This is a genomic window from Dinoroseobacter shibae DFL 12 = DSM 16493 (genome assembly GCF_000018145.1).
Classification (GTDB): domain Bacteria; phylum Pseudomonadota; class Alphaproteobacteria; order Rhodobacterales; family Rhodobacteraceae; genus Dinoroseobacter; species Dinoroseobacter shibae.
This window is the reverse complement of sequence record NC_009952.1, coordinates 2,655,374-2,674,333: the sequence shown is the minus strand read 5'-3', so window position 1 is coordinate 2,674,333 and position 18,960 is coordinate 2,655,374. Positions and strand designations below refer to the sequence as shown.

Genomic DNA, 18,960 nt, shown 5'->3' with positions numbered 1-18,960 from the left:
AGACGGACAATGAAGCGATCAAGGTTCACGGAAGAGCAGATCATCGGGATGCTGAAGGAGCAGGAGGCCGGAATGACGACGGCCGATGTCTGCCGCAAGCACGGGGTCAGCACGGCAACGTTTTACAAATACAAGGCGCGGTTCGGCGGCCTCGAGGTATCGGACGCGCGCCGACTGAGGGCGCTCGAGGACGAGAACGCCAAGCTGAAGAAGCTGCTGGCCGAAGCGATGCTCGACAATGCGATACTGAAGGATGTCACTTCGCGAAAGTGGTAGCGCCCGGCGTCAGGCGGGAAGCGGTGGCACACGTTGTGGAAGTCCACGGAGTGAGCCAGCGACGGGCGGGCAAGGCACTGGCCGTGGATCGGTCGAGCGTGCGCTATCGCAGCGTGCGGCCTGACGATGCCGAAGCGAGGGCCGCCATGAAGGCTGTCGCGGCCGAGAGGCGGCGGTTTGGCTATCGCCGCATCCACGTGATGCTGGAACGGCAGGGGATCATGATGAACCTGAAGAAGCTCAGGCGGCTCTATCGCGAGGAGAAGCTCCAAGTGCGCCGCCGGGGCGGCCGAAAGCGGGCTCTGGGGACACGCTGGCCGATGCTGGTGCCAGATGCCCCCAACCAGCACTGGAGCCTGGACTTCGTCAGCGATGCGCTGACGGATGGCAGACAGTTCCGCGTTCTGGCCGTGGTCGACGACTACAGCCGGGAGTGCCTGGCCTTGGTGGCGGACACGTCGCTCTCTGGCCTGCGCGTCGTGCGCGAGCTCGATGCGTTGATGTTGCGCCGCGGCCAGCCTGCAATGGTGGTTTCGGACAATGGAACGGAACTGACCTCGGTGGCTGTCCTGAGCTGGTGCCAGCGCACGGGCATCGAATGGCACTACATCGCGCCAGGAAAGCCCATGCAGAATGGCTTCGTCGAAAGCTTCAACGGACGCTTCCGGGACGAGCTTCTCAACGAGTCGCTATTCTCGTCTCTGGCCGATGCCCGCTGACCTGCTCCCCTTTGAGTCCGCGTTTATAGGTTAGCTCTGTTCAGGGTTTGGTCCTCTCTTGACCGTTGGTGATACTCCCGCGGGGTGAGCCCGTCGAGACTCGAGTGCGGGCGGTGGTGGTTGTAGTCGTCGCGCCATGCCGCAATCATGCGGCAGGCATGGCGCAGTGACGGGAACAGGTGTTCGTTCAGGCATTCCTCTCGCATCCTCCCGTTGAAGCTTTCGACGAGGCCATTCTGCATGGGCTTTCCGGGCGCGATGTAGTGCCAGTCGACTTTACGGTCTTCCTGCCATTTCAGCATCGCGTTGCTTGTCAGTTCGGTTCCATTGTCGCTGACCACAAGGCAGGGGTACCCACGCAGCTCGGCGATCCGATCCAACTCGCGGGCGACACGTGCGCCGCTGATGGATGTATCGACCACAGCGGCCAGACATTCCCGGCTAAAGTCATCAATCACGTTTAGCACCCTGAACCGACGCCCGTCTTCCAGCGCATCCGACATGAAGTCGAGGGACCACCTCTGGTTTGGCCCCTGCGGGATCGCCATGGGCGTCCTGGTGCCCACTGCGCGCTTGCGTCCGCCCCGTTTACGAACGGTTAACCCTTCGTCGCGGTAGAGCCGGTACAGTTTCTTCCAGTTTACCTCCCAGCCCTCACGCTTCAGCAGCATGTGCAGGCGGCGATAACCGAACCGACGCCGCTCGGACGCCAGTTCTTTCATCCTCACCCGCAGTTCCGTGTCGGCAAGGCGCTTCGACCGACGCCGATACACACGCGGATCGATCCCCGCCAGCGCGCACGCCCGGCGCTGATTGTAGCCTTTTGTCTTCATGGCCCAGTCCACGGCATTCCTCCTTGAACCGGGCCTCAGAAGTTTTTTCCAAGCATTTCCTTAAGCGTCGCAACATCCATCATCTGCTCAGCCAGCATCTTCTTCAGTTTGGCGTTCTCAGATTCCAGCGTCTTCAAACGTCGCGCATCTGACACTTCCATGCCACCATACTTGGATCGCCACTTGTAGAAGGTCGCGTCACTGATCCCGTACTTGCGACACAACTCCTTCGCGCCCAACCCAGCCTGGTGCTCCTTAAGAATGCCAATGATCTGTTCTTCACTGAAACGGCTTCTCTTCATCGTCTGTCTCCTCACTTAGAGAACAGGCTAACCAAAATTTGAGGACATTTCAGGGGAGCAGGTCACCGCGAGCAGATCCGGGCATGGCAGCACGACTACAACCACCATCGCCCTCACTCAGGACTGGGGAACATTCCGCCCGTCGAGTTCGTGGCAAAGAAGGGGCTGGAAATGCGCGCCGCGTAGCCTCAGAGATCAACCTGCGGACTCTCCGAAAATCCGGAGGAGAGTCGGGTCTCAGGTCAGCGATATTCGCCTTCCCTATTTTACCACTGACGGAAAGCAGAAATCAGTCAAGCTCGTCCGCATCGAAACCGTTGCAAAGATCTTGGACCAACGGGCGACGGACGCAGAGAAAGAGTTTCAGAAACTCTGGAGCTGATTGTATCGTCAATCGCTTTGGAGCGCGCGCAAGGTATCATTCCAGCCATGCGCGTCCTCCCAAGCCCTCGCCCTCAGAAAAAAAGAAAAGCCATAGACCCCTCGAACTCGCCATCTCGAACAATACACCCTCAGTTCTACCCAGTTACTTCCATCCGCCCTCTCACAGGAATCTCATCATCCGCCGCAAGAATCCGCTTCCTGCTGTTTCCGCCGGAGAGCCGCTCGACCGATTTCCTGATCACAACCCGAGCAGCAACGGAGATCAGGAATGCTTGCCCGCCTCAAATCCCGCTTCGGCAAGGTCGACGCCAAAGCGTCGAAGCCGGACTTTTCAGTCCCGCATGGAGAAACGGCCACTCCGCCACGAGAGCCCACGCCGCTGCCCCACGCGGAGCCGCCCGCCAGTGCCTTCCCCCTCGACTGCCTGACGCCGAAGCTCCGTAGCGCGGCAGAGGCAATCGTCAGCAAGACACAGGGGCCGGCCGCCCTTGCCGCGCAATCCGTTCTGTCCGTGGCCTCGCTCGTTGCGGGGACACCCCCGATCCGGAAAGAAGATTTCTCGGGGCCTTGACTGCCACGAACGGCGTCGACCTCCACAGGAGACCCCCATGTTCAACTTCTCGAGCAATTCCGTCCCGGCGGGCCGCGATCCCGCGCTCGTCGCAACCAGGACCTTCTTCCAGGAGCACGGCTCTGCGCTGCTCAATGCCGCCGCCTTGCTCGGCGGTCCCTCCGCGCACCGTCGCTGCCTCCGTCTTCTGTCCGGAATTTCCGAGAGCTCCTCTCTCACGCGAGCGCTCAGGCAGGAGCTGGTCTGGCTGCATCGGCTTGTCTGCCTCGATTTCGTCGGGGATCCGGAGACCGAGGAAACAGCCCGCTTCGCGATGATCGACCTTCTGGATCCGCGGGTCGAAGAGATCTGCCTCGAGGCCGACCGTCTCTACGATCTTCTCGTCGCGATTTCGGATCTGGATCCTGGGTGCGATGTAATCCTAGGCGAGCTGTTCGACCTCTCTGCTGCATGACGCAGTCGGCCCGCAAGGGCCGGCAGCTTGAAGGCGTGGCAATTCCGCCGCGACCGATTCTTCTGGAGAAAGACATGCAGACCTATTACCAGATGCCCCTCGATGAGGTGTGCTCGCTGCTGATCGGGATGACCCGGGCTTTCATCGACCATTTCCCTGCCAACGAGGTCGCCGCCGATGCGCTCGAGCGCGGATCGCTGCGCCGCACTCTCGAGGCGATGCGCGCCTGTGCTGGGCTCTCGCGTCGCGACGACACGGACGTCGAGCTCCTGTCGGCCGTCCTGGAACGGGAGCGAGAGCGAGAGACCCTGGGCACCTTCATGGTGTTCGATGGCCGTGACGATCGTGATCTCGGCGCCGTCGGGGAAGTGCAGGAGATGCTGGACCTGACCTACAGGAGACAAGCGATCGACGCATGCGTCAGGTCCCTGCGGCGCATCACGCATATCCGCTCCATCTGCCGGGCCCTGATCGACGCCTAGAAGCTGCTGCTGGGGCGGTGAGTCCACCTTCCAAAAGCGTCCCGGTGGCCGGCAGGAATGCCGGCCACAACTCGGGGGTCATGACTTGGGGCTGAGCCGGAAGGCCTTGCGCCGCTTCTTGCCGCTGATCTTCGTGCCTGCGGGAAGCTCCTGGACCCATCCATATTGCATCAGGACGGCCAGCTGCCGATCGAGGGCCTTCAACCGCCGGGAGGCGACCGGCCCGAACTGCAGAACCCGGTCGGTCGCGAACCCGTCGCCGGGCTGCAGGTTCTTCAGTAGCCAGTCGAGTAGGGTCTGGGCCTGGGCGATCTCGGTTTCGTTCGTGGCCGCGATGCACAGGAACTTGTATTGGCCAAGGTAGTATTTGACCATATCGCAGGCGGCTTTCATCACCTCGCCGGATACTGTCACGGCGTCCCGGTCCTCGAAGAGCGTCATTATCGCCGCGAGGCGACAGGCATGTTCCGGTGCCTTCCCGGCGAACCCGGAGATGTCCGCAGCCCAGCCGCCTCGGCCGAGTTCAGTCTCGATCTTGTCGTGAAACTCGACACAGATGGCCAGGGCGTCCTCCGAAAGAGTGAGAAGCCGTTCGGTGGTATCCTCCAGCGTGGTTATCAGCGCGGCCTCCACCTCGTCATGAAAGTGACTCACAGCGGCTTCGTCTTCTTTGTTCGGCCGCCGATATTTTCGGTTGCCCATGTTGCTGACGGGCCAGCACGGCAGCATCCTCGCCAGAATGCCCTGACCGATCAGAAATTCGTCGCCGTAGGTGTCACGGATCAGCGTCGGCTGGAACATGAGGTTGATCGTGGTTGCAGTGGGAGGGACATAGCCGTCGCCCTCCTGACCGGCACGCGGACGGAAGAAGTAATCGCCGTCCCAGAATTTCGACACGATGCCGCTGGTCTTCGCACGTTGGTCTTTTGACATGGAATGGCCTCCCCAGAAGCTGGCCGCTTCGTCGGTGAACCAGCCCAGGAAACCGCATCCGGACGCGATTGCTTTGAAGGCACCCTCGACCGTGGGTTCTGTCACCAGAAAGCTTGGACAGACCGGAGCCGCGGGTTTCTCTTCTCCGCGCCCGGCGCTTGCAACCTCTGACTTGTGCCGCGCCATGGTAATCTCGTGCTCCTTCCGGAGACGCATGATCACCCGGTCGATACCGGTCTTGGCGATCTTGTCTGCTGCGCTCTTACGCTCGCCCGACAATGCGATCGTGACGAAAGCTGCGGTCGCGTTCGAAAGCGATCTGAGTGTCTGGACCTTCGCCCGGCTCTTGCCGGGGTATCGTAGCAGCAGAAGAAGGGGCCGCCTGCTTGGTTGACTTCGTTGATCGCGAGGCGCCGCGTTTCCGTTGGCCGCGCTCTCGCCCCGAGGAGCGCGACCAACGGAATGACGGCGCCCATTCCCTCTCTTCACCCTTGGCTGGACGGTTCCGGACGAGGAATTGAAGAATTCGCAGTTTCGGTCCGGATGTTGCCGCAGGTTGCGGCGGAGGACGGAAAAAATTGAGAATGGGCACTTCCAACCCCGTGCGGGTGAAAAGGACCCGTCTTCAATTGAACCGGAAAATTGAAGATATTACAGTATTTTGCGGCGGTGGGCGGCGGGCCCATCAACACCTGCGATCAGGCTCAGGCACCATCATGTCCGCATGACGGTGACCACTGGGCCCCGCTGGCCGAATACAACTTGCTGGTGATCGAGCTTCCCGCCGATTTCTCGACGCAGAACCCTGGAACCACCCTGACCGCGCAGATCGTGGCGGTATCGAACGAACCGGTGGGGCCGCAAGCCTCCGGCAGCGCGATCCTGACGGTGGACCTGGCCGCCGAGGGCGATATCGAGATCACGGGGCCGGGGACCCTGGCGCTGGCGGAAAACGACGCGCCCGGAGATACCGATGAGGACACGACCTCCCAGGCGCCCTTGCAGTTTCGTCCGTTCGATGCGCTGCAGGCCACGGCGCCGGATACGGATGGCTCCGAAGCCGTCGCGCAGGTCGATGTCACACTGACCGGCCTGCCCGCAGGCGCCACCTATTCCACCGGGGGCGGCTTCGTCGCGGTCCCGGTGGGCGGTGTCCTGCCCACCTTGACCCCGGCGGACTACACCGCCCTGATCATTCAACTGCCCAGCGATTTCTCGACCGCGTCTCCCGCCGCCACGCTCGCAGGCACGGTCACCTTCCGCACCGACGAAGCCCTTCTGGCGGGGGAGGGCGATACCGGCTCCACCGACGGGGTCGAAACCGCGGGCTTCACGGTCACCGTCACGGATGAGGCGGATGTCGACCTGCGCCTGGCCGACCTCACGGTTGCCGAGGATGCGATCCTGCTCGATCCGTCCGTCTCCGAGATCCCGCTCAATATCGACGCCGTCCTTACGGATATCGACGGCTCTGAAACCATCACCGGCGCCTCCATCGCATTCTCCGGTCTGCCGACCGGTGGCCCGACCACGCTCAGCGACGGCACGGTCCTGGCCGGCCCCGCGGCAACATGGACCGGCAGCTTCGCCGCGATGCAGGGGCTTGGTATCGCGTCATTCCCCGAACACTTCTCGGGCATTGTGACGATTACTCCGACGGTCGTGACCGACGAGGGCGACCCGGCCGGGACCAGCGCGACGTTCCTGCTGAACGTCACGCCCGTGGCCGAACCCGAGGTCACGCTTTCCGTGGACGCCACCGAGGCGCAAGTCACCGCCACCGGGCCCGACAGCTTCGCGGTCAAGGAGGACACGAGCTTCCGGCTCCTGATCGATGCCACTACCCCGGACCAGGACGGCAGCGAGAACCTGAGCCGGATCGTGATCGACAATGTGCCCGCAGGCTGGTTGCCCGAAGGTGCGGTGCCGCCCGGCCTGTTCGAGACCGGGGGCGGCGACGTGGCAAACGCCACCGTTTCCGGCGGCCGCCTGACCATCACCCTGAACACCGGCGTTGCGAGTTTCGCGGGCGCGCTGCGCGTCACCCCGAGCGAAAACGAGGACCGCGATGTCGAGACCATCGTCGGCGCAGACCTCGCGGCGACGGTCACGGCGGTCGATACGGCGACCGGCTTGCCCGACAATACGGCGACAGCCGGGGACGACACGGATGTTGATCTCGACGCGGTTGTCGATCCGATCGATCTTGCCGTGGCGGATGCAGCGACCGACGAGAACACCGGCGGGCGCGCAACGCGGCAACTGAATATCACCAATGTCGATTTGCGGGACACCGACGGCTCCGAAGCGTTCGAGAGCGTCGAGATCACCCTGACCGTGCAGACCGAAAGCGACCCGTATGACCCCGCCACCCTGGAATTGCGGATCGGGGATGGCGGGATCAGCGGCTTCGTGACGATCACCCAGACCGGCAGTACCGCCGACACCGTGACCTACGAGGTTCTTCCGGTCGCCGGAACGACCTCTGCGCAATTCGCCACCGCCCTCGAAGCGCTCCAGGTGCGGGTGGACCAGAATTTCAGCGGCATCATCGAGACCGAAGGCACGATCTTCTGGTCCGAGACCCAAACCGGCGATACCGAGATCGACCCGTCCGACAATCCGGCTTCGGAGGATTTTGCCACAACCATCACCTTCCGCCCCGTCGCCGAGGCGGAGCTGAGTGCCTCGGTCTTCGTCACAGACAGTGCCTTCTCCGCCGATGGCACCACGGCCGTGTCCGGCATTGCCCAAAACGCAGACACGCAGGCAAGCGGGACGCTGACACTGCTGGAAAGCACCGATGACGGCTCGGGGCAGGGTCAGGTGTCGGTCTTCGTTGGCATCGACGCCGCAACTCCCGACCCGGACGGCTCCGAGGCGCTGCAAAGCGTGGTGGTCTCGAATATCCCGACCTCCTGGATCGACGAGCGGCTGACTGGCGCCGCCCTCGACCCCAGCGCCTTTTTCATCCAAGACGGGACGGCACCGCTCTCGGCGGCGGAGTTCGCCAAGATCGACACGGCGCTCTACGACCCGGGCACAGGCGCCCTGACCCTGACTTTCGTGCCCGAAGTGACCGCGTTCGAGGCGGCGATCCTGCTGCAGCCAGCCTTGTACGAAGACTACGACGTGGACCGCGCCCCGGGGGACCCGTTTACCGCGGATGGCACCTTCTTCGCCGATGACATCACGGTGACGGCCACCACGGTCGACGACAACTCCGCGCATACCGCCACTGCATCCGCCAGTGTCGAGATCGATGTCGATGTCGACCCGGTCAACAACATCGCCACCATTCCGACGATCCCGCTGAATTTCGAGGATGTCGTGGATGCCGCGGGCGGGATCGCCCAAATCCCGCTTTCGCCGTTTATCCGCGACATGGACGGTTCCGAGACGATCACGGCGGTGGTCCTCAAGGACGTTCCCGATAACCTCAGCGTCTATGCCACCGACCCCGAGGATCCGACGGGCCCGAAAGTGCCCGTGCTTCTGACCGAGATCAACAGCCCGCCGGGCTTCAACACCTGGAGCCTCGAGAACGGCCAGTGGCTCGACGCCGAGGTGCGCGGCGTCGCGTTGCACGCCGCAGGTGATTTCCCCATCGAGATCGACGTGGTCACAACCGAGGACGACGGGGGCGGGACCGCGGTCACGACGCTCAACACCGTTTTCCGGGTCGAACCGGTCGTCGATGGCGGCGATCCCGGCCGCAGCGTGACGGTGAATGAAGACACCGCCATTCAGGTGCCCATCGATGGCAACCTGATCGACAATCCGAGCAACTCACCCGACTCTCCCGAGGCCATCCTGGACGTGGTCGTCATCCGGGAAGTCTTTCCCGATTCCTTCGGCAGATATCCGCGCTTTTTCGACGGCGAGCCGGTGCCCCTGCCCGGATCGCACGGCCAGTTCACGAACGAGTTGGGGCTGACCATCCCGCTCCCGGGTGGGGCCGGGGATTTGACCCTGACCGCGACGCAAGCCAGCAACCTCTGGGTTCTGCCGGGCCGGGACAGCAACGAGGATGTCTCCTTCGATGTCCAGGTGACCTATTTCGAAACTATCGAGCCGACACAGGCCACGATCGGCACCGGGCGGGTGAGCCTCGATGTCGTGGGCGTGGCCGACGACCCGATCGTCGACGCGCAGGACGCCGCCGCCTTCCCCGCGCCGGGCCAGATCGATGACGCGGTTTTCCGCCCGTCCGAGGTCGTCGACGGCACTCCGAACTCCGAGCGGGTCTATGGCTATGCCGGGTTCGATGACGGCCCGTTCCTGCTCGACAGCCGCCTGCAGGATAGCGTGATCACCTCCGGCACCCTCGTGCCCGACCCGGATCAGGTGTTCACCACAGACGGGGTCGTGCCCTTGTCGGGGACTGGGACCGAGATCCTGGTTCCCGAAGGTGACCCCGCCGCGGATTTCGACGGCTCCGAGGTTGTCTACTACGTGATCACCGGCGTCCCGGACACGGTGTCGTTTCTGAACGCGTCACCCGTGGACCTCAGCGGGGCGAGCTTTGTCGTCGGCGTCGAGCGGCTCGACCAGTTGGAGTTCGTGCCCGACCAGGGCATCAGCGAGGTAACCTATTATGACATGGCGCTGAACGTTATCGTTCTGGAAGACGACCAGGTATTACCGGATTTTACCGGCCTGACGCCGGAGGAAGTCTTTGCCGAGATCAACAGCCTGCAGGGCGGCTCGGTCCGCTCCACGGATTTCACGGTCGTTGTCGTGCCGACCCCGGGCGGCACGGGGCCAACCCCCTGCACCCCGGAACAGGACCTGCCGCTGCCGGAGTTGACGATCGAAGGCTCCGGTCCCGAAGACAGCGTCATCCCGCTCACGATCACCCTGACCCCCAATCCGCCTTTCTGGAGCACGATTGCCGATGTTTCCACCCTGCCCAACGGGGTGCAGGGCAGCCTCGGCGTGGGGATCAGTGTTCCGGCCGGTGCCGTGCTGTCCTCCTCGGTGCCCGGCGCGGTGCTGTTCGACCCGATCACCGGCCTCTATGTCGTTGATTTCGAACAGCTGGGTGTCAATCCATCGGATCCCACTCAGACTGCCGTGCCGCTCCTGTTCACCCCGCCCGAGCATGAATCGAGCCCCGCCAACACTTTCGATCCCGACGATACGTTCGGCCCGGCCGACCCCTATGATGAGCTCGAAGCACTTGAATTCCAGCTGATCCTGAACAATGTCACCTGCGGCACGCAGACCAGCGGCACAGGCACCGTCGACCTGGAAATCATACCCGTCGCCGATGGCCCGCAGATCAGCTTCGCCGCCGCTGCCAGCGTGCTGGAGGACACCGACTATCTGCCGGGCATCACCATCGAAGGGATCGATCCCGGCGAACAGCCCTTCGGACAGGTTTTTATCGAGGTGGATGCCACCAATGGCGGGCAGATCTTCGACGCTGCCGGCAATGCCCTGACGGGCAGTCCGACCGCGGATGGGTTCGTGCGCTATGCCCTCGACCAGGCGGATCTGGCCGGTGTCTCGGTCCGCGCGGCGGAGCACTATAGCGGCCCGCTGGAAATCCGCGTCACCGCCGCATCGCAGGACATCAACCTCGAGACCGCCGAGACGACCGTGTCGCGGGTGATCGACATCATTCCGGTCGCGGACTTGCCCGAGTTCATCTTCGACACCTCGGAAATCGACCCGGACACCGGCGCGCCCTTCGTCGATCCCGCCCAGACCCCGACAGTGATCCAGGCGATCGAGGATGTGCCCTACAACCTGTCCACCGGGTTGCAAGCCTTTTCCCCCGACCGGGACGGGTCCGAGATCGTCTCCATCGTGATCTCCGGCATTCCGTCCTACCTGCTGGTCCAGGCCGGCGCGGGGGCCCCGGCGGGCGGCATCATCAACAACGGCGATGGCAGCTTCACCATCTCCGAAGACGCCTATCCGTTTGTCGAGCTGGTGCTGCGGGACGAACATGCCCGCACGCCCGATCCGCTCGACAGCACCATCGCGGATGGCATCCCGCTGGAGGTTACGGTCAATACGTTCGAGCTCGACAATGCCGATCAGAATACCGCCTCGACCGAGTTCATCTTTCGGGTCCGACCGGATGCTGACGTCCCGAGCCTGACCGCGTCCCTTGAGCCGGAAACCGGCGTGGAAGACGATGGCAGGGCTTTCGAGCTCGTTCTCGCAGGTACCACCCCGGACCCGCATGAGGATATGGAGTTCGTGGTCTCCCTGCCGCAGGGAGGCACGCTCTTTGTCGATGGTGTCGCGCAGACAGCGCAACCCGACGGCACGTTCCTGCTCCAGTCCGGTGTGCCCATCGCGTCCCCGGGCGGCGGGGGGCTCGTCTTCGGTGTTCCGGGCACAGTCACCATCGCCCCCCCCGCTGATTTTTCCGGCGACTTTACGGTTTCGGCTGCCGCCGTCACGCTCGATCAAAGCGTGGATGGCAGCTTCATCGACCGGCAAAGCTCCGATCCCGCCGATCTGGACGTGGTGATAATCCCCGCGGCGGACTTGGTTGTCACGCAAACCAACGATACCCTGGTGATCGACGAAGGCGATCCGCCGGACCAGCCGTCCTTCACCCCTGCCGACGAGATCACGATTGCTGTCACGGATAGGGACGGCTCCGAAACCGTCGACAGCCTCGTCTATACGCTGTCGGGCGTGCCGACCGAAACGACCTATACGGTTGGCGGTACGCAGACGGCGGTCACGGGGCCCGACCTTGTCTTTTCGGGCTCCGAGGCGGAGTTTGCCACACTGGACATCCAGTTTCCCGAGAATTTCGCAACCAACGGCGCCCCCCTTGCCGGATCTCTGGCCGTGACCACCAACGAGGGCGGGGCAGAGACCGTCAGCTTTACCGTGGATGTGACCGGTGAGTTGGACGTCGCGGTCACCGTCACCCCGACAGACCAGGCGCAGACCGGCATGGATGTGACCGTGCCCCTCGGCATCGACGCGGCCGTGATCCTGCCGCAGCCGGGGGATGTGGAAACGCTGGACGAGGTGGTCGTCACTTTCGATACCGCGCTTCCCGCCGGGGCGGTGCCCTCGGCCGGAGGGCTCTCGGGCGACCGCACAACGCTGACGGTGAGCCGTCCTGCGGCGACCAATTCGCTCGATTTCACGATGCTGGTGGCGGCGCTGGCCGTGACCCTGCCGGGCGATTTCTCCGGCCCGCTCTCGGGCGCGGTCACGGCGACGACCACGCATGGCACCTCCGCCCCGGTGGCGTTTACGGCGAACGTGAACGACCAGCCGGTCGTGTCGGACCCGGTCGATCTGGGAGAGACCGCGCAGACCACGCTGGTGGTTCCGGTCGGCACCTTCCTCGGGAATGCCAGTGATCCCGATGGCCTTGCAGGGATTTCGAACCTGGTCAGTGATGTCGGCGACGTGACTGCCATCGTGAACGGCAGCGACGTCGAGATCACCGTGCAGAACGGCTACGCCGGCCCGGTCAGCTTCAGCTACGACATATCGGACAGTGGCAGCCCGGTCGCCGTCACCCCCGCCACCGCGACGCTCGACATCACAGTCGAGTTCGCGCTTGCCTTCTCGGGGGGGCAGACCACCGGCCCGGATGGCACCCTGATCCCGGTTGCCGACGATCTGGACGGGGGCACAGGCCCGACCGATGTGGCCCTCGGCACTGCCGGGGCCGAGGCGGTGATCGTCGATCCAGCCGCGCGGGATTACGCCGGGATAGAGAGATTCTCGATGCTGGACGGAAACGACCTGGTGGACCTGTCCCAGGCGATGACGGGCTTTGCCGTCGATCTCGGGGCCGGGGACGACGCCGTGCGCGGCGGGGCCGGGGCCGACACCCTGACCGGCGGCGCCGGTGCGGACAGTTTCGCGCTCGGCGTGGCCCTTGATATCACGGACGTCATTACCGACTACGAGGCGGGCCTCGACCAGATCGACCTCAGCAGCGTCCTGACCGGCAGCGATACGCTCGACGGGCGTGCAAGCTTTGACGATACCACCGGCACCCTGACCGTGCTGGGCGAGGCCGCGGCGCAGATCACGGCGGCGGGCGGCGGCATTCCCGCCAGCGTCGAAGTTGTCTTCGAAAATGCCAGCGGCGCCCAGACAACGGCCGTGATCTGAAGCGTCAGCGCTCGCGCAAGGCCTCCGCCCGGGCCTTGCGGAATGGCTTGAGCAAGTAGTCGAGCACCGTGCGCTCCCCGGTCAGGATATCGACGCTGGCGACCATGCCGGGCCGGATTTCCAGCACCTCCTGACCGCGGGTCAGCTGGGTCTCTTCGGTCTGGATGATGATCGGAAAGAAGGTCTCGCCGGTGCTGTCGTCCTGTTCGGCATCGGCACCCACGCGCACCACATGGCCCGGCAGGGCACCGTAGATGGTGAAATCGAAGGCGGTGATCTTGACCTTGGCCGGCAGGCCCGGGCGCACGAAGGCAATGTCCTCGGGCCGCAACCGCGCCTCGATCTCCAGTCCGGTGCCTTCGGGCACGATCCGCAACACTTCCTCGCCGGGCGTGACGACCTCGCCCTGACTGCTGACATTCAGCGCCGAGACGACCCCGGTCACCGGCGCGCGCAGGGCCGCGCGGGTCACCACGTCTTCCGCCCGGCGGATCGATTCGAGGATGATCGCCAGATCGTTCAGCGTCTGGCTCCGCTCCGCGTTGATCTCGGCCCGGCGCAGCAGGTCCAGCTCCGTAAGTCGTGCCTCCGCCTCCATCAAGGCGGCCTCTGCCTGGGCGCGACGGCTGTCCAGACGGTCACGCTCGGACCGCATGCCGGTCCGCTCCCGCTCGACCGGAATGATCTGCGCCCGCGGAATGACGCCCGAATTCTCGCGGATCGCGATCTCTTCGTCGAGCAGCGCAAGGCTTTCGTCGCTGCGCGCCAGCCCGTTGGTCAGTTCGGTAATCTCCTGTCGGCGCTGCAGAACCTGCGCCTCCAGTACCGCGCGTTGGCTGACATAGGACGCCCGCCGACTGTCGAAAAGCGCCCGCTCGCGCAGCGCCAGGGGGTCATCCGCCGCCAATCCCGCTGGTGCGAAATCCACCGCCGCCGCATCGCCCAACTCGGCCTCCAGGCGCAGGGCGCGGGCGCGCAAGGCGGCGCGCCGGGCAGCAAGCTCGCCCAGATCGGCCGATGCGCCGGTGTCGTCGATCCGCACCAGTTCCTGCCCTGCATCCACCCGGTCGCCCTCGGCCACGAGGATTTCGGCGACGATCCCGCCTTCCAGGGTCTCGACCCCCCGCGCGCTGCCCGAGGGCACCACCCGTCCGTCGGCGCGCGAAACCTCTTCGATCGTGGCCCAACCGGCCCAGACCAGCCCGACCCCCGCCAGCGCCATGATCAGCAAGAGGATCGCGGTCAGCCCGCGCCGGGGCCGGGCCATGCGTGACGCTTCCGCGCCGATGGCGAACTCCTCCAGCTGCCAATCTCGCGCGTTCATGACGTCCCGCCCTTGAGCGTGGCGAGGATATCCGCCTTCGGCCCGTCCATCTGCACCTTGCCCGCCTGCATCAGCACCACCCGGTCGGTCAACTCCAACAGGCCCATCCGATGCGTGGCCACCACCAAGGTCATCGGGTGCGCGTCCAGCGCGCTCCGCAACCGGTCGATGAACCGCCGCTCCGCCTGCTGATCCATGGAAGAGGTCGGTTCATCCAGCAGCAGCACCTTGGGCCGAGGCAGCAGCGCCCGCGCCAGCGCCACCATCTGCCGTTGCCCGCCCGACATGTTCCGCCCGCGCTCGGCAATGGGCATGGCGAAGCCTTCGGGATGGCTGGCCGCGAGGGCATCCACCCCCGCCAGCCGCGCGGCGCGCAGGATCTCCGCATCGCTGGCCCCGCGTTTGCCGAAGGCGATGTTCTCAGCCAGGGTGCCCGAGAACAGGACAGGTTCCTGCGGGACCAGCTGCACATCCGCGCGCAGCTCCGCCGGGTGCAGCTGGGCCATGTTCAGCCCGTCGATCAGCACCAGCCCCTCGTCGGGCTGGTAGAGACCCGCCAGCAGCCGCACGAGGCTCGTCTTGCCCGCCCCGACCGGGCCGATCAGTGCGACCCGCGCCCCGGCGTCGATCGACAGGGACAGATCGGTGAGCGCGGGCTGAGGCGCATCGCCATAGGTCAGCTTGGCACCGCGCAACTCCAGCGCTCCATCCGAGACCCGCTTGTTGAGCCGCCGCGCGCCCGGCGTGCCGTCCGACGGCAGCGCCATCAACTCGTCCAGGCTGCGCAGGGTGGAGACCGCGAAGCTCGCCCGCACGAATAGCGCCGCGAGCGCCGCCGTGGGCGCCAGCGCCCGACCCGACAGGATCATCGCCGCGATCACCGCCCCCATGGTGATCTGACCCTCCAGCGCCAGGTACACCCCGATCACAACGATCCCGACCGAGGACAGCTGCCCCACCAGCCCGGTCAGCGTCGTTGCCACCGTCGACAGGCGTCGGGCGCGCTCTTCGGCCTTGGCGTTCTGCGTGACCTGCTGCTCCCACCTGTCCTGCATCCGGCCTTGTCCGCCCACGGATTTCAGGGTTTCGAGCTCGTTCATCGCCTCGCTGGCCACCGCCGTCTTCGCGCCGCCAGTCTGGCGCACCGTGCCCACCGCGTTTCGCAACGGGATCAGGACCAGCACCCCGAAGACAAGAACCGTCAAAACCGCCAGCGCCGGCGGCCAGGCCAGCGGTCCGCCGATATAGGCGATCACCGCGATGAACACCGCGGTAAACGCCAGGTCGGTCAGCGTGGCGACCGTTTGCGACGAGAACACATCGCGCACCTGCTCGAAATCCTTGAGCGTGTTCATCAACGTGCCTGCCGGGGCCGTGCGCGCCGACAGTCGCAAGTCCGAGACATGGCGGAAGATCTCCGACGATACGGCCAAGTCCACCTGCCGTCCCACCACGTCCACGAGCTGCGCACGCAGGGCCTTCAGCCCCGCATCGACGATCAGGGCCAGCCCGACACCGATCACCAGCGACCAGAGCGTGATCAGCGCCGCATTGGGAAACACCCGGTCATAGACATTCATGGTGAAGATCGGCACCGCGAGCGCCAGCAGGTTGATCACCGCCGAGGCGAGGATGACCTGGGTATAGGCGGGCCAATGCCGCCGCACAGCCCCCCAGAACCAGTGCCCTTGCCCCTGTATCGCGCTGCCGGGTGCCGGTGCCGCGACACCCGGCTCGGCGCGGATCAGCAATACATGTCCCATGTATACCGCGCGCAAAGCCGCCAACTCGACCGTGAACTCCTCCGACCCGCGGGAGGGCCAGAGCACCCGCACGGTGTCTCCGTCGCGCGCGATCAGCACGCAAGCATCGCGGCCCTCCAGAAACAGGACCGCCGGCAGCACCGCGTCCGGCAGGTCCGACAGATCCCGGCGCACCAGCCGCGCGGCGTGGCTTTGGGCCTCGGCGGCGGCAACGGCGCGGGCGGGCGTCAGCTTGCCATCAGCCGGTAGGGACAGGTTGGCCACCAGGGCCCGTGCCCCCACATCATGCCCGCGCAAGCGCAGCGCACCTCCCAGCGCCTCTGCGAGCGGGTCGAAAACCTGCGGGTCGAGATCCCAGTCCAGCTGTGGCGCCTGCGCGCCGTCCCGCCGCGAAATGGTCAGACGCGCGGTGTCCTTGCGGTCAGCAGGGCGCATCGAACAGCCCCTCCGCAAGCGATCCGATCACTGCTTGAGGCTCTTGCGCCACTCGGCGAAGCTCTTGGAATCCACCGCCTCGGCGGACGGCGCCGCGCCCACATCCGGCGCGCCACGCTGCGCGCGAGCGTAGGCGGCGGCATCGGTCGGCGGCTCGATCCCCAGCGTCGGCAGCAAGACGCCCATCGACGCCAGAATGCGATAGTTGATATAGGTCTGCAGCGATTTCAGGTTCGCCAGGTTGATCTGCGCCTCGAAAAGCGAAATCTGGGTGTTCAGAATGTCCAGCAGGGACCGTGACCCGACCTGAAATTCCTGCTCGTAAGAGTCCAGCACATCTCGCGACAGGCTCACCTGCCGATTCAGCAACTGCACCCGCCGCGCGGCCGCATCGCGGTTCGCCCAGCTCTGCCGCACCTCGCGCTCCACCAGCCGCACCTGGGCAAGCAGGGTGGAGCGTGCCTCGTTCACCCGGCGCACCTGCTCCTGGCGCAGCGCCCGGTTTTGCGAGCCCTGGAACTCGTAGCGTAGGAACAAGCCTACACCGTAATCCTCGACCGACCCCTCGAAGCCGTCCAGGTCCTCGCCCCGGCGGGCGAAGGCCTCCGGGTCGAGCGACGGGTACCGGTTGGCCGCCGCCTTGCGCGCCAGCGCCTCGGCCCCGCCCACATCCGCCTGTAGAAACAGGATGGTCGGGTTTGTCCGCCGTGCGACACCCAACGCGCCCTCCAGCGACGCAGGGATCGTGCCGCCAAGGCCCGGAACCTGCCCGAGGTTCCGTGCATCGATGCCGACGACCTCCTGGAAAAATGCCTCGGCCTCCGCGGTGTCGAGCCGGAACACCGCCAGCGTGTCCTCGGCGAGAAAAACACGTTCCTCCACCTGTTGCAGGTCGGAAGTGCCGACAATCCCGTTGTCGAACGCCTGCTGGATGCGGCGGAGGATATCCCTGTGATACTCCAGGTTCTGCTGCGCCAACCCGACCAGCGCGCGATTGCGCAGCACCTCGGCATAGACCCGCACCGCCTCCAGCTACAGAAACTCCGCCCGCTCCAGAACGCGCAGCGCGGCCCCGTCCACGCGACAGGCCTGGCGCTCGATCTCCGAGCGGGTGGCGAACCCGTCGAACAGGTTCTGCGTCATCCGCACGCCGACGCCATAGCCGGTGATCGCATCATCCCCCGCGGGCAGGGACGGGGTCGTGGTGCCATTGTTCCGGCTGATCCCGGTTTCCGCCTCTAGCGAAAAGCGTGGCACCCGGAAAGAGCGCGCCTGGTCCAGTTCGAACTCGATCGCCTGCTTGTTGGCCGCAGCTGCGCTGATCTCCGGGTTGGATTCCAGCACGTAAAGGATCGCCTCCTCGACCGTCAGCGCCGAAGCCGCCGAAGCGGAGAGAAACATCGCACCTGACACTGCCAGCCGAACATAGTACCGCGTCTTGCGTGCAAGCTCTCTGGTGCTGGACTTAACTCTTCTTAAGCCTGTTGTTTGTGCCCTGTTCACAGCCGGAGGCCGCTCACCTCGTAAAGAATGGGCCTGGGATGTCATGGCTCGCCGCAACGGTTTTGGGGACCCCGTCTTGATGAAACGCCTCTTGATCCGCCTGATCCTTGCGCCCGCGGTCCTCGTCTGGGGGGCGATCGCCCAGGCGCAGGATCTCGGAACCGTCCTCTTCGATTTCGACAGTGCCAGCCTCGATGCCGAGGCCGCGACCCAGGTTCGGGCCATCGCCGAGGCGCTGGAGGCGACACCGAGCTACAAACCGACCATCGTGGTGGGCTACACCGATGCCGTGGGCAGCACCGGCTACAACCTCGCCCTGGGCCAGCGCCGGGCGCAGACGGTCGCCGATGCCCTGACTGCGCAGGGCGTACCCGTCAGCCGGATCGGCAGCATCGCAAGTCGCGGCGAGTCGGACCTCGTCGTCGCCGTGGCCACCGCCGAACGCCGCAACCGTCGGGTGAACGTGGCGCTCGACGACATGCTCTCGGCCTGCCGCAGCTACCGCGATATCGACCTCAACCCCGCAGGCTTCGCGGACGCGTTCCAGGTCGACCTGCAATCGCGCCTGGCCGAGGCGGTCAACGCCTACAGCCGCTTCACCGGCGATGGCCAGAACGGTCCCGCGTTCCAGATGGCCGGGGCGGCCAAGTACGATTGCGGCATCGCTGCGGGGCTTGGGCCGAACGAGGATCGCAAACTCGAATACGGCAAAAAGTGCTTTTGCAATTCCGCGCGCCTCCGCGTGGCCCTTGGCGGCGCGCGCTAGGGTGCCGCTGCGCGCGGGTTACAAGCCCCTTGTACCCAAAGCCCGGTAAGTTGAAGGCTGCGAGCCCGACTCCCGTGTGACCGCGATGGGCGATGCGTGCTCA

At 65.1% G+C, this 18,960-nt stretch carries 12 protein-coding genes and 1 pseudogene; 7 read left to right on the top strand and 6 right to left on the bottom strand.

Going from position 1 to position 18,960, the window contains the following annotated elements; translation table 11 throughout:
• Positions 1–9: 9 nt before the first annotated feature.
• Positions 10–992 (top strand): annotated as a pseudogene (locus tag DSHI_RS12765) (IS3 family transposase); the annotation flags it as partial.
• A gap of 26 nt (positions 993–1,018) precedes the next feature.
• On the opposite strand, the gene DSHI_RS12760 reads toward DSHI_RS12765, so the two are convergent.
• A protein-coding gene (locus DSHI_RS12760) for an IS3-like element ISDsh2 family transposase (RefSeq protein WP_076611556.1) occupies positions 1,019–2,130 on the bottom strand; the annotation gives its coding sequence in 2 pieces (ribosomal slippage) (positions 1,019–1,875 and positions 1,875–2,130; 1,113 coding nt in all).
• A 75-nt stretch (positions 2,131–2,205) separates the two neighbouring features.
• Between DSHI_RS12760 and DSHI_RS23130 the strand changes: the two genes are divergently transcribed.
• The 4 genes from DSHI_RS23130 to DSHI_RS12740 all read left to right on the top strand — a co-directional run bounded on the left by DSHI_RS23130 (position 2,206) and on the right by DSHI_RS12740 (position 4,021).
• Positions 2,206–2,316, top strand: a complete 111-nt coding sequence (locus DSHI_RS23130; protein ID WP_083768428.1) for an integrase core domain-containing protein — start codon at positions 2,206–2,208, stop codon at positions 2,314–2,316.
• Positions 2,317–2,347: 31 nt separating this feature from the next.
• Entirely contained in the window at positions 2,348–2,512 is a 165-nt protein-coding gene (locus tag DSHI_RS23125; RefSeq protein ID WP_422703360.1) for a pyocin activator PrtN family protein, read from the top strand.
• A 610-nt stretch (positions 2,513–3,122) separates the two neighbouring features.
• Positions 3,123–3,539 (top strand): hypothetical protein, encoded by a 417-nt coding sequence (locus tag DSHI_RS12745; RefSeq protein ID WP_012179170.1) that lies wholly within the window; start codon positions 3,123–3,125, stop codon positions 3,537–3,539.
• Between the two features lie 74 nt (positions 3,540–3,613).
• Entirely contained in the window at positions 3,614–4,021 is a 408-nt protein-coding gene (locus tag DSHI_RS12740; protein WP_044027879.1) for a hypothetical protein, read from the top strand.
• Positions 4,022–4,099: 78 nt separating this feature from the next.
• Here the strand turns inward: DSHI_RS12740 and DSHI_RS12735 are convergent, their stop codons facing one another.
• Positions 4,100–5,443, bottom strand: coding sequence for a DUF3987 domain-containing protein (locus DSHI_RS12735; RefSeq protein ID WP_012179168.1), 1,344 nt, complete (start codon positions 5,441–5,443; stop codon positions 4,100–4,102).
• A gap of 279 nt (positions 5,444–5,722) precedes the next feature.
• On the opposite strand from DSHI_RS12735, the gene DSHI_RS12730 reads away from it, so the two are divergent.
• Positions 5,723–13,066 carry a cadherin-like domain-containing protein gene (locus DSHI_RS12730; RefSeq protein ID WP_157865330.1) on the top strand — a complete coding sequence of 2,448 codons (7,344 nt, stop codon included), beginning with the start codon at positions 5,723–5,725 and terminating at the stop codon, positions 13,064–13,066.
• A 4-nt stretch (positions 13,067–13,070) separates the two neighbouring features.
• Here DSHI_RS12730 and DSHI_RS12725 read toward each other — a convergent pair whose 3' ends face one another.
• The 4 genes from DSHI_RS12725 to DSHI_RS23175 are packed head-to-tail and all read right to left on the bottom strand — an operon-like array spanning position 13,071 to position 17,989.
• Positions 13,071–14,390: an HlyD family type I secretion periplasmic adaptor subunit gene (locus tag DSHI_RS12725; RefSeq protein ID WP_012179166.1), complete on the bottom strand. Its 1,320-nt coding sequence runs from the start codon at positions 14,388–14,390 to the stop codon at positions 13,071–13,073.
• Positions 14,387–16,588 carry a type I secretion system permease/ATPase gene (locus DSHI_RS12720; RefSeq protein ID WP_012179165.1) on the bottom strand — a complete coding sequence of 734 codons (2,202 nt, stop codon included), beginning with the start codon at positions 16,586–16,588 and terminating at the stop codon, positions 14,387–14,389. The genes DSHI_RS12725 and DSHI_RS12720 overlap by 4 nt, the downstream gene beginning before the upstream one ends.
• Before the next feature lie 27 nt (positions 16,589–16,615).
• Complete coding sequence (locus DSHI_RS22805; RefSeq protein ID WP_479690973.1) at positions 16,616–17,611, bottom strand: TolC family protein; 996 nt, start codon at positions 17,609–17,611, stop codon at positions 16,616–16,618.
• 9 nt (positions 17,612–17,620) lie between these two features.
• On the bottom strand, positions 17,621–17,989 hold the full coding sequence (locus tag DSHI_RS23175; protein WP_479690980.1) for a TolC family protein: 369 nt from the start codon (positions 17,987–17,989) through the stop codon (positions 17,621–17,623).
• 181 nt (positions 17,990–18,170) lie between these two features.
• On the opposite strand from DSHI_RS23175, the gene DSHI_RS12710 reads away from it, so the two are divergent.
• Complete coding sequence (locus DSHI_RS12710) at positions 18,171–18,857, top strand: OmpA family protein (RefSeq protein WP_044028816.1); 687 nt, start codon at positions 18,171–18,173, stop codon at positions 18,855–18,857.
• The last annotated feature ends 103 nt before the right edge of the window (positions 18,858–18,960 follow it).

Bases quoted from the DNA above. Each gene is read 5' to 3' on its own strand.
- DSHI_RS12745 (WP_012179170.1), top strand. From the start codon at position 3,123: ATGTTCAACTTCTCGAGCAATTCCGTCCCGGCGGGCCGCGATCCCGCG.
- DSHI_RS12740 (WP_044027879.1), top strand. From the start codon at position 3,614: ATGCAGACCTATTACCAGATGCCCCTCGATGAGGTGTGCTCGCTGCTG.
- DSHI_RS12725 (WP_012179166.1), bottom strand. From the start codon at position 14,390: ATGAACGCGCGAGATTGGCAGCTGGAGGAGTTCGCCATCGGCGCGGAA.
- DSHI_RS12720 (WP_012179165.1), bottom strand. From the start codon at position 16,588: ATGCGCCCTGCTGACCGCAAGGACACCGCGCGTCTGACCATTTCGCGG.
- DSHI_RS23175 (WP_479690980.1), bottom strand. From the start codon at position 17,989: ATGTTTCTCTCCGCTTCGGCGGCTTCGGCGCTGACGGTCGAGGAGGCG.
- DSHI_RS12710 (WP_044028816.1), top strand. From the start codon at position 18,171: ATGAAACGCCTCTTGATCCGCCTGATCCTTGCGCCCGCGGTCCTCGTC.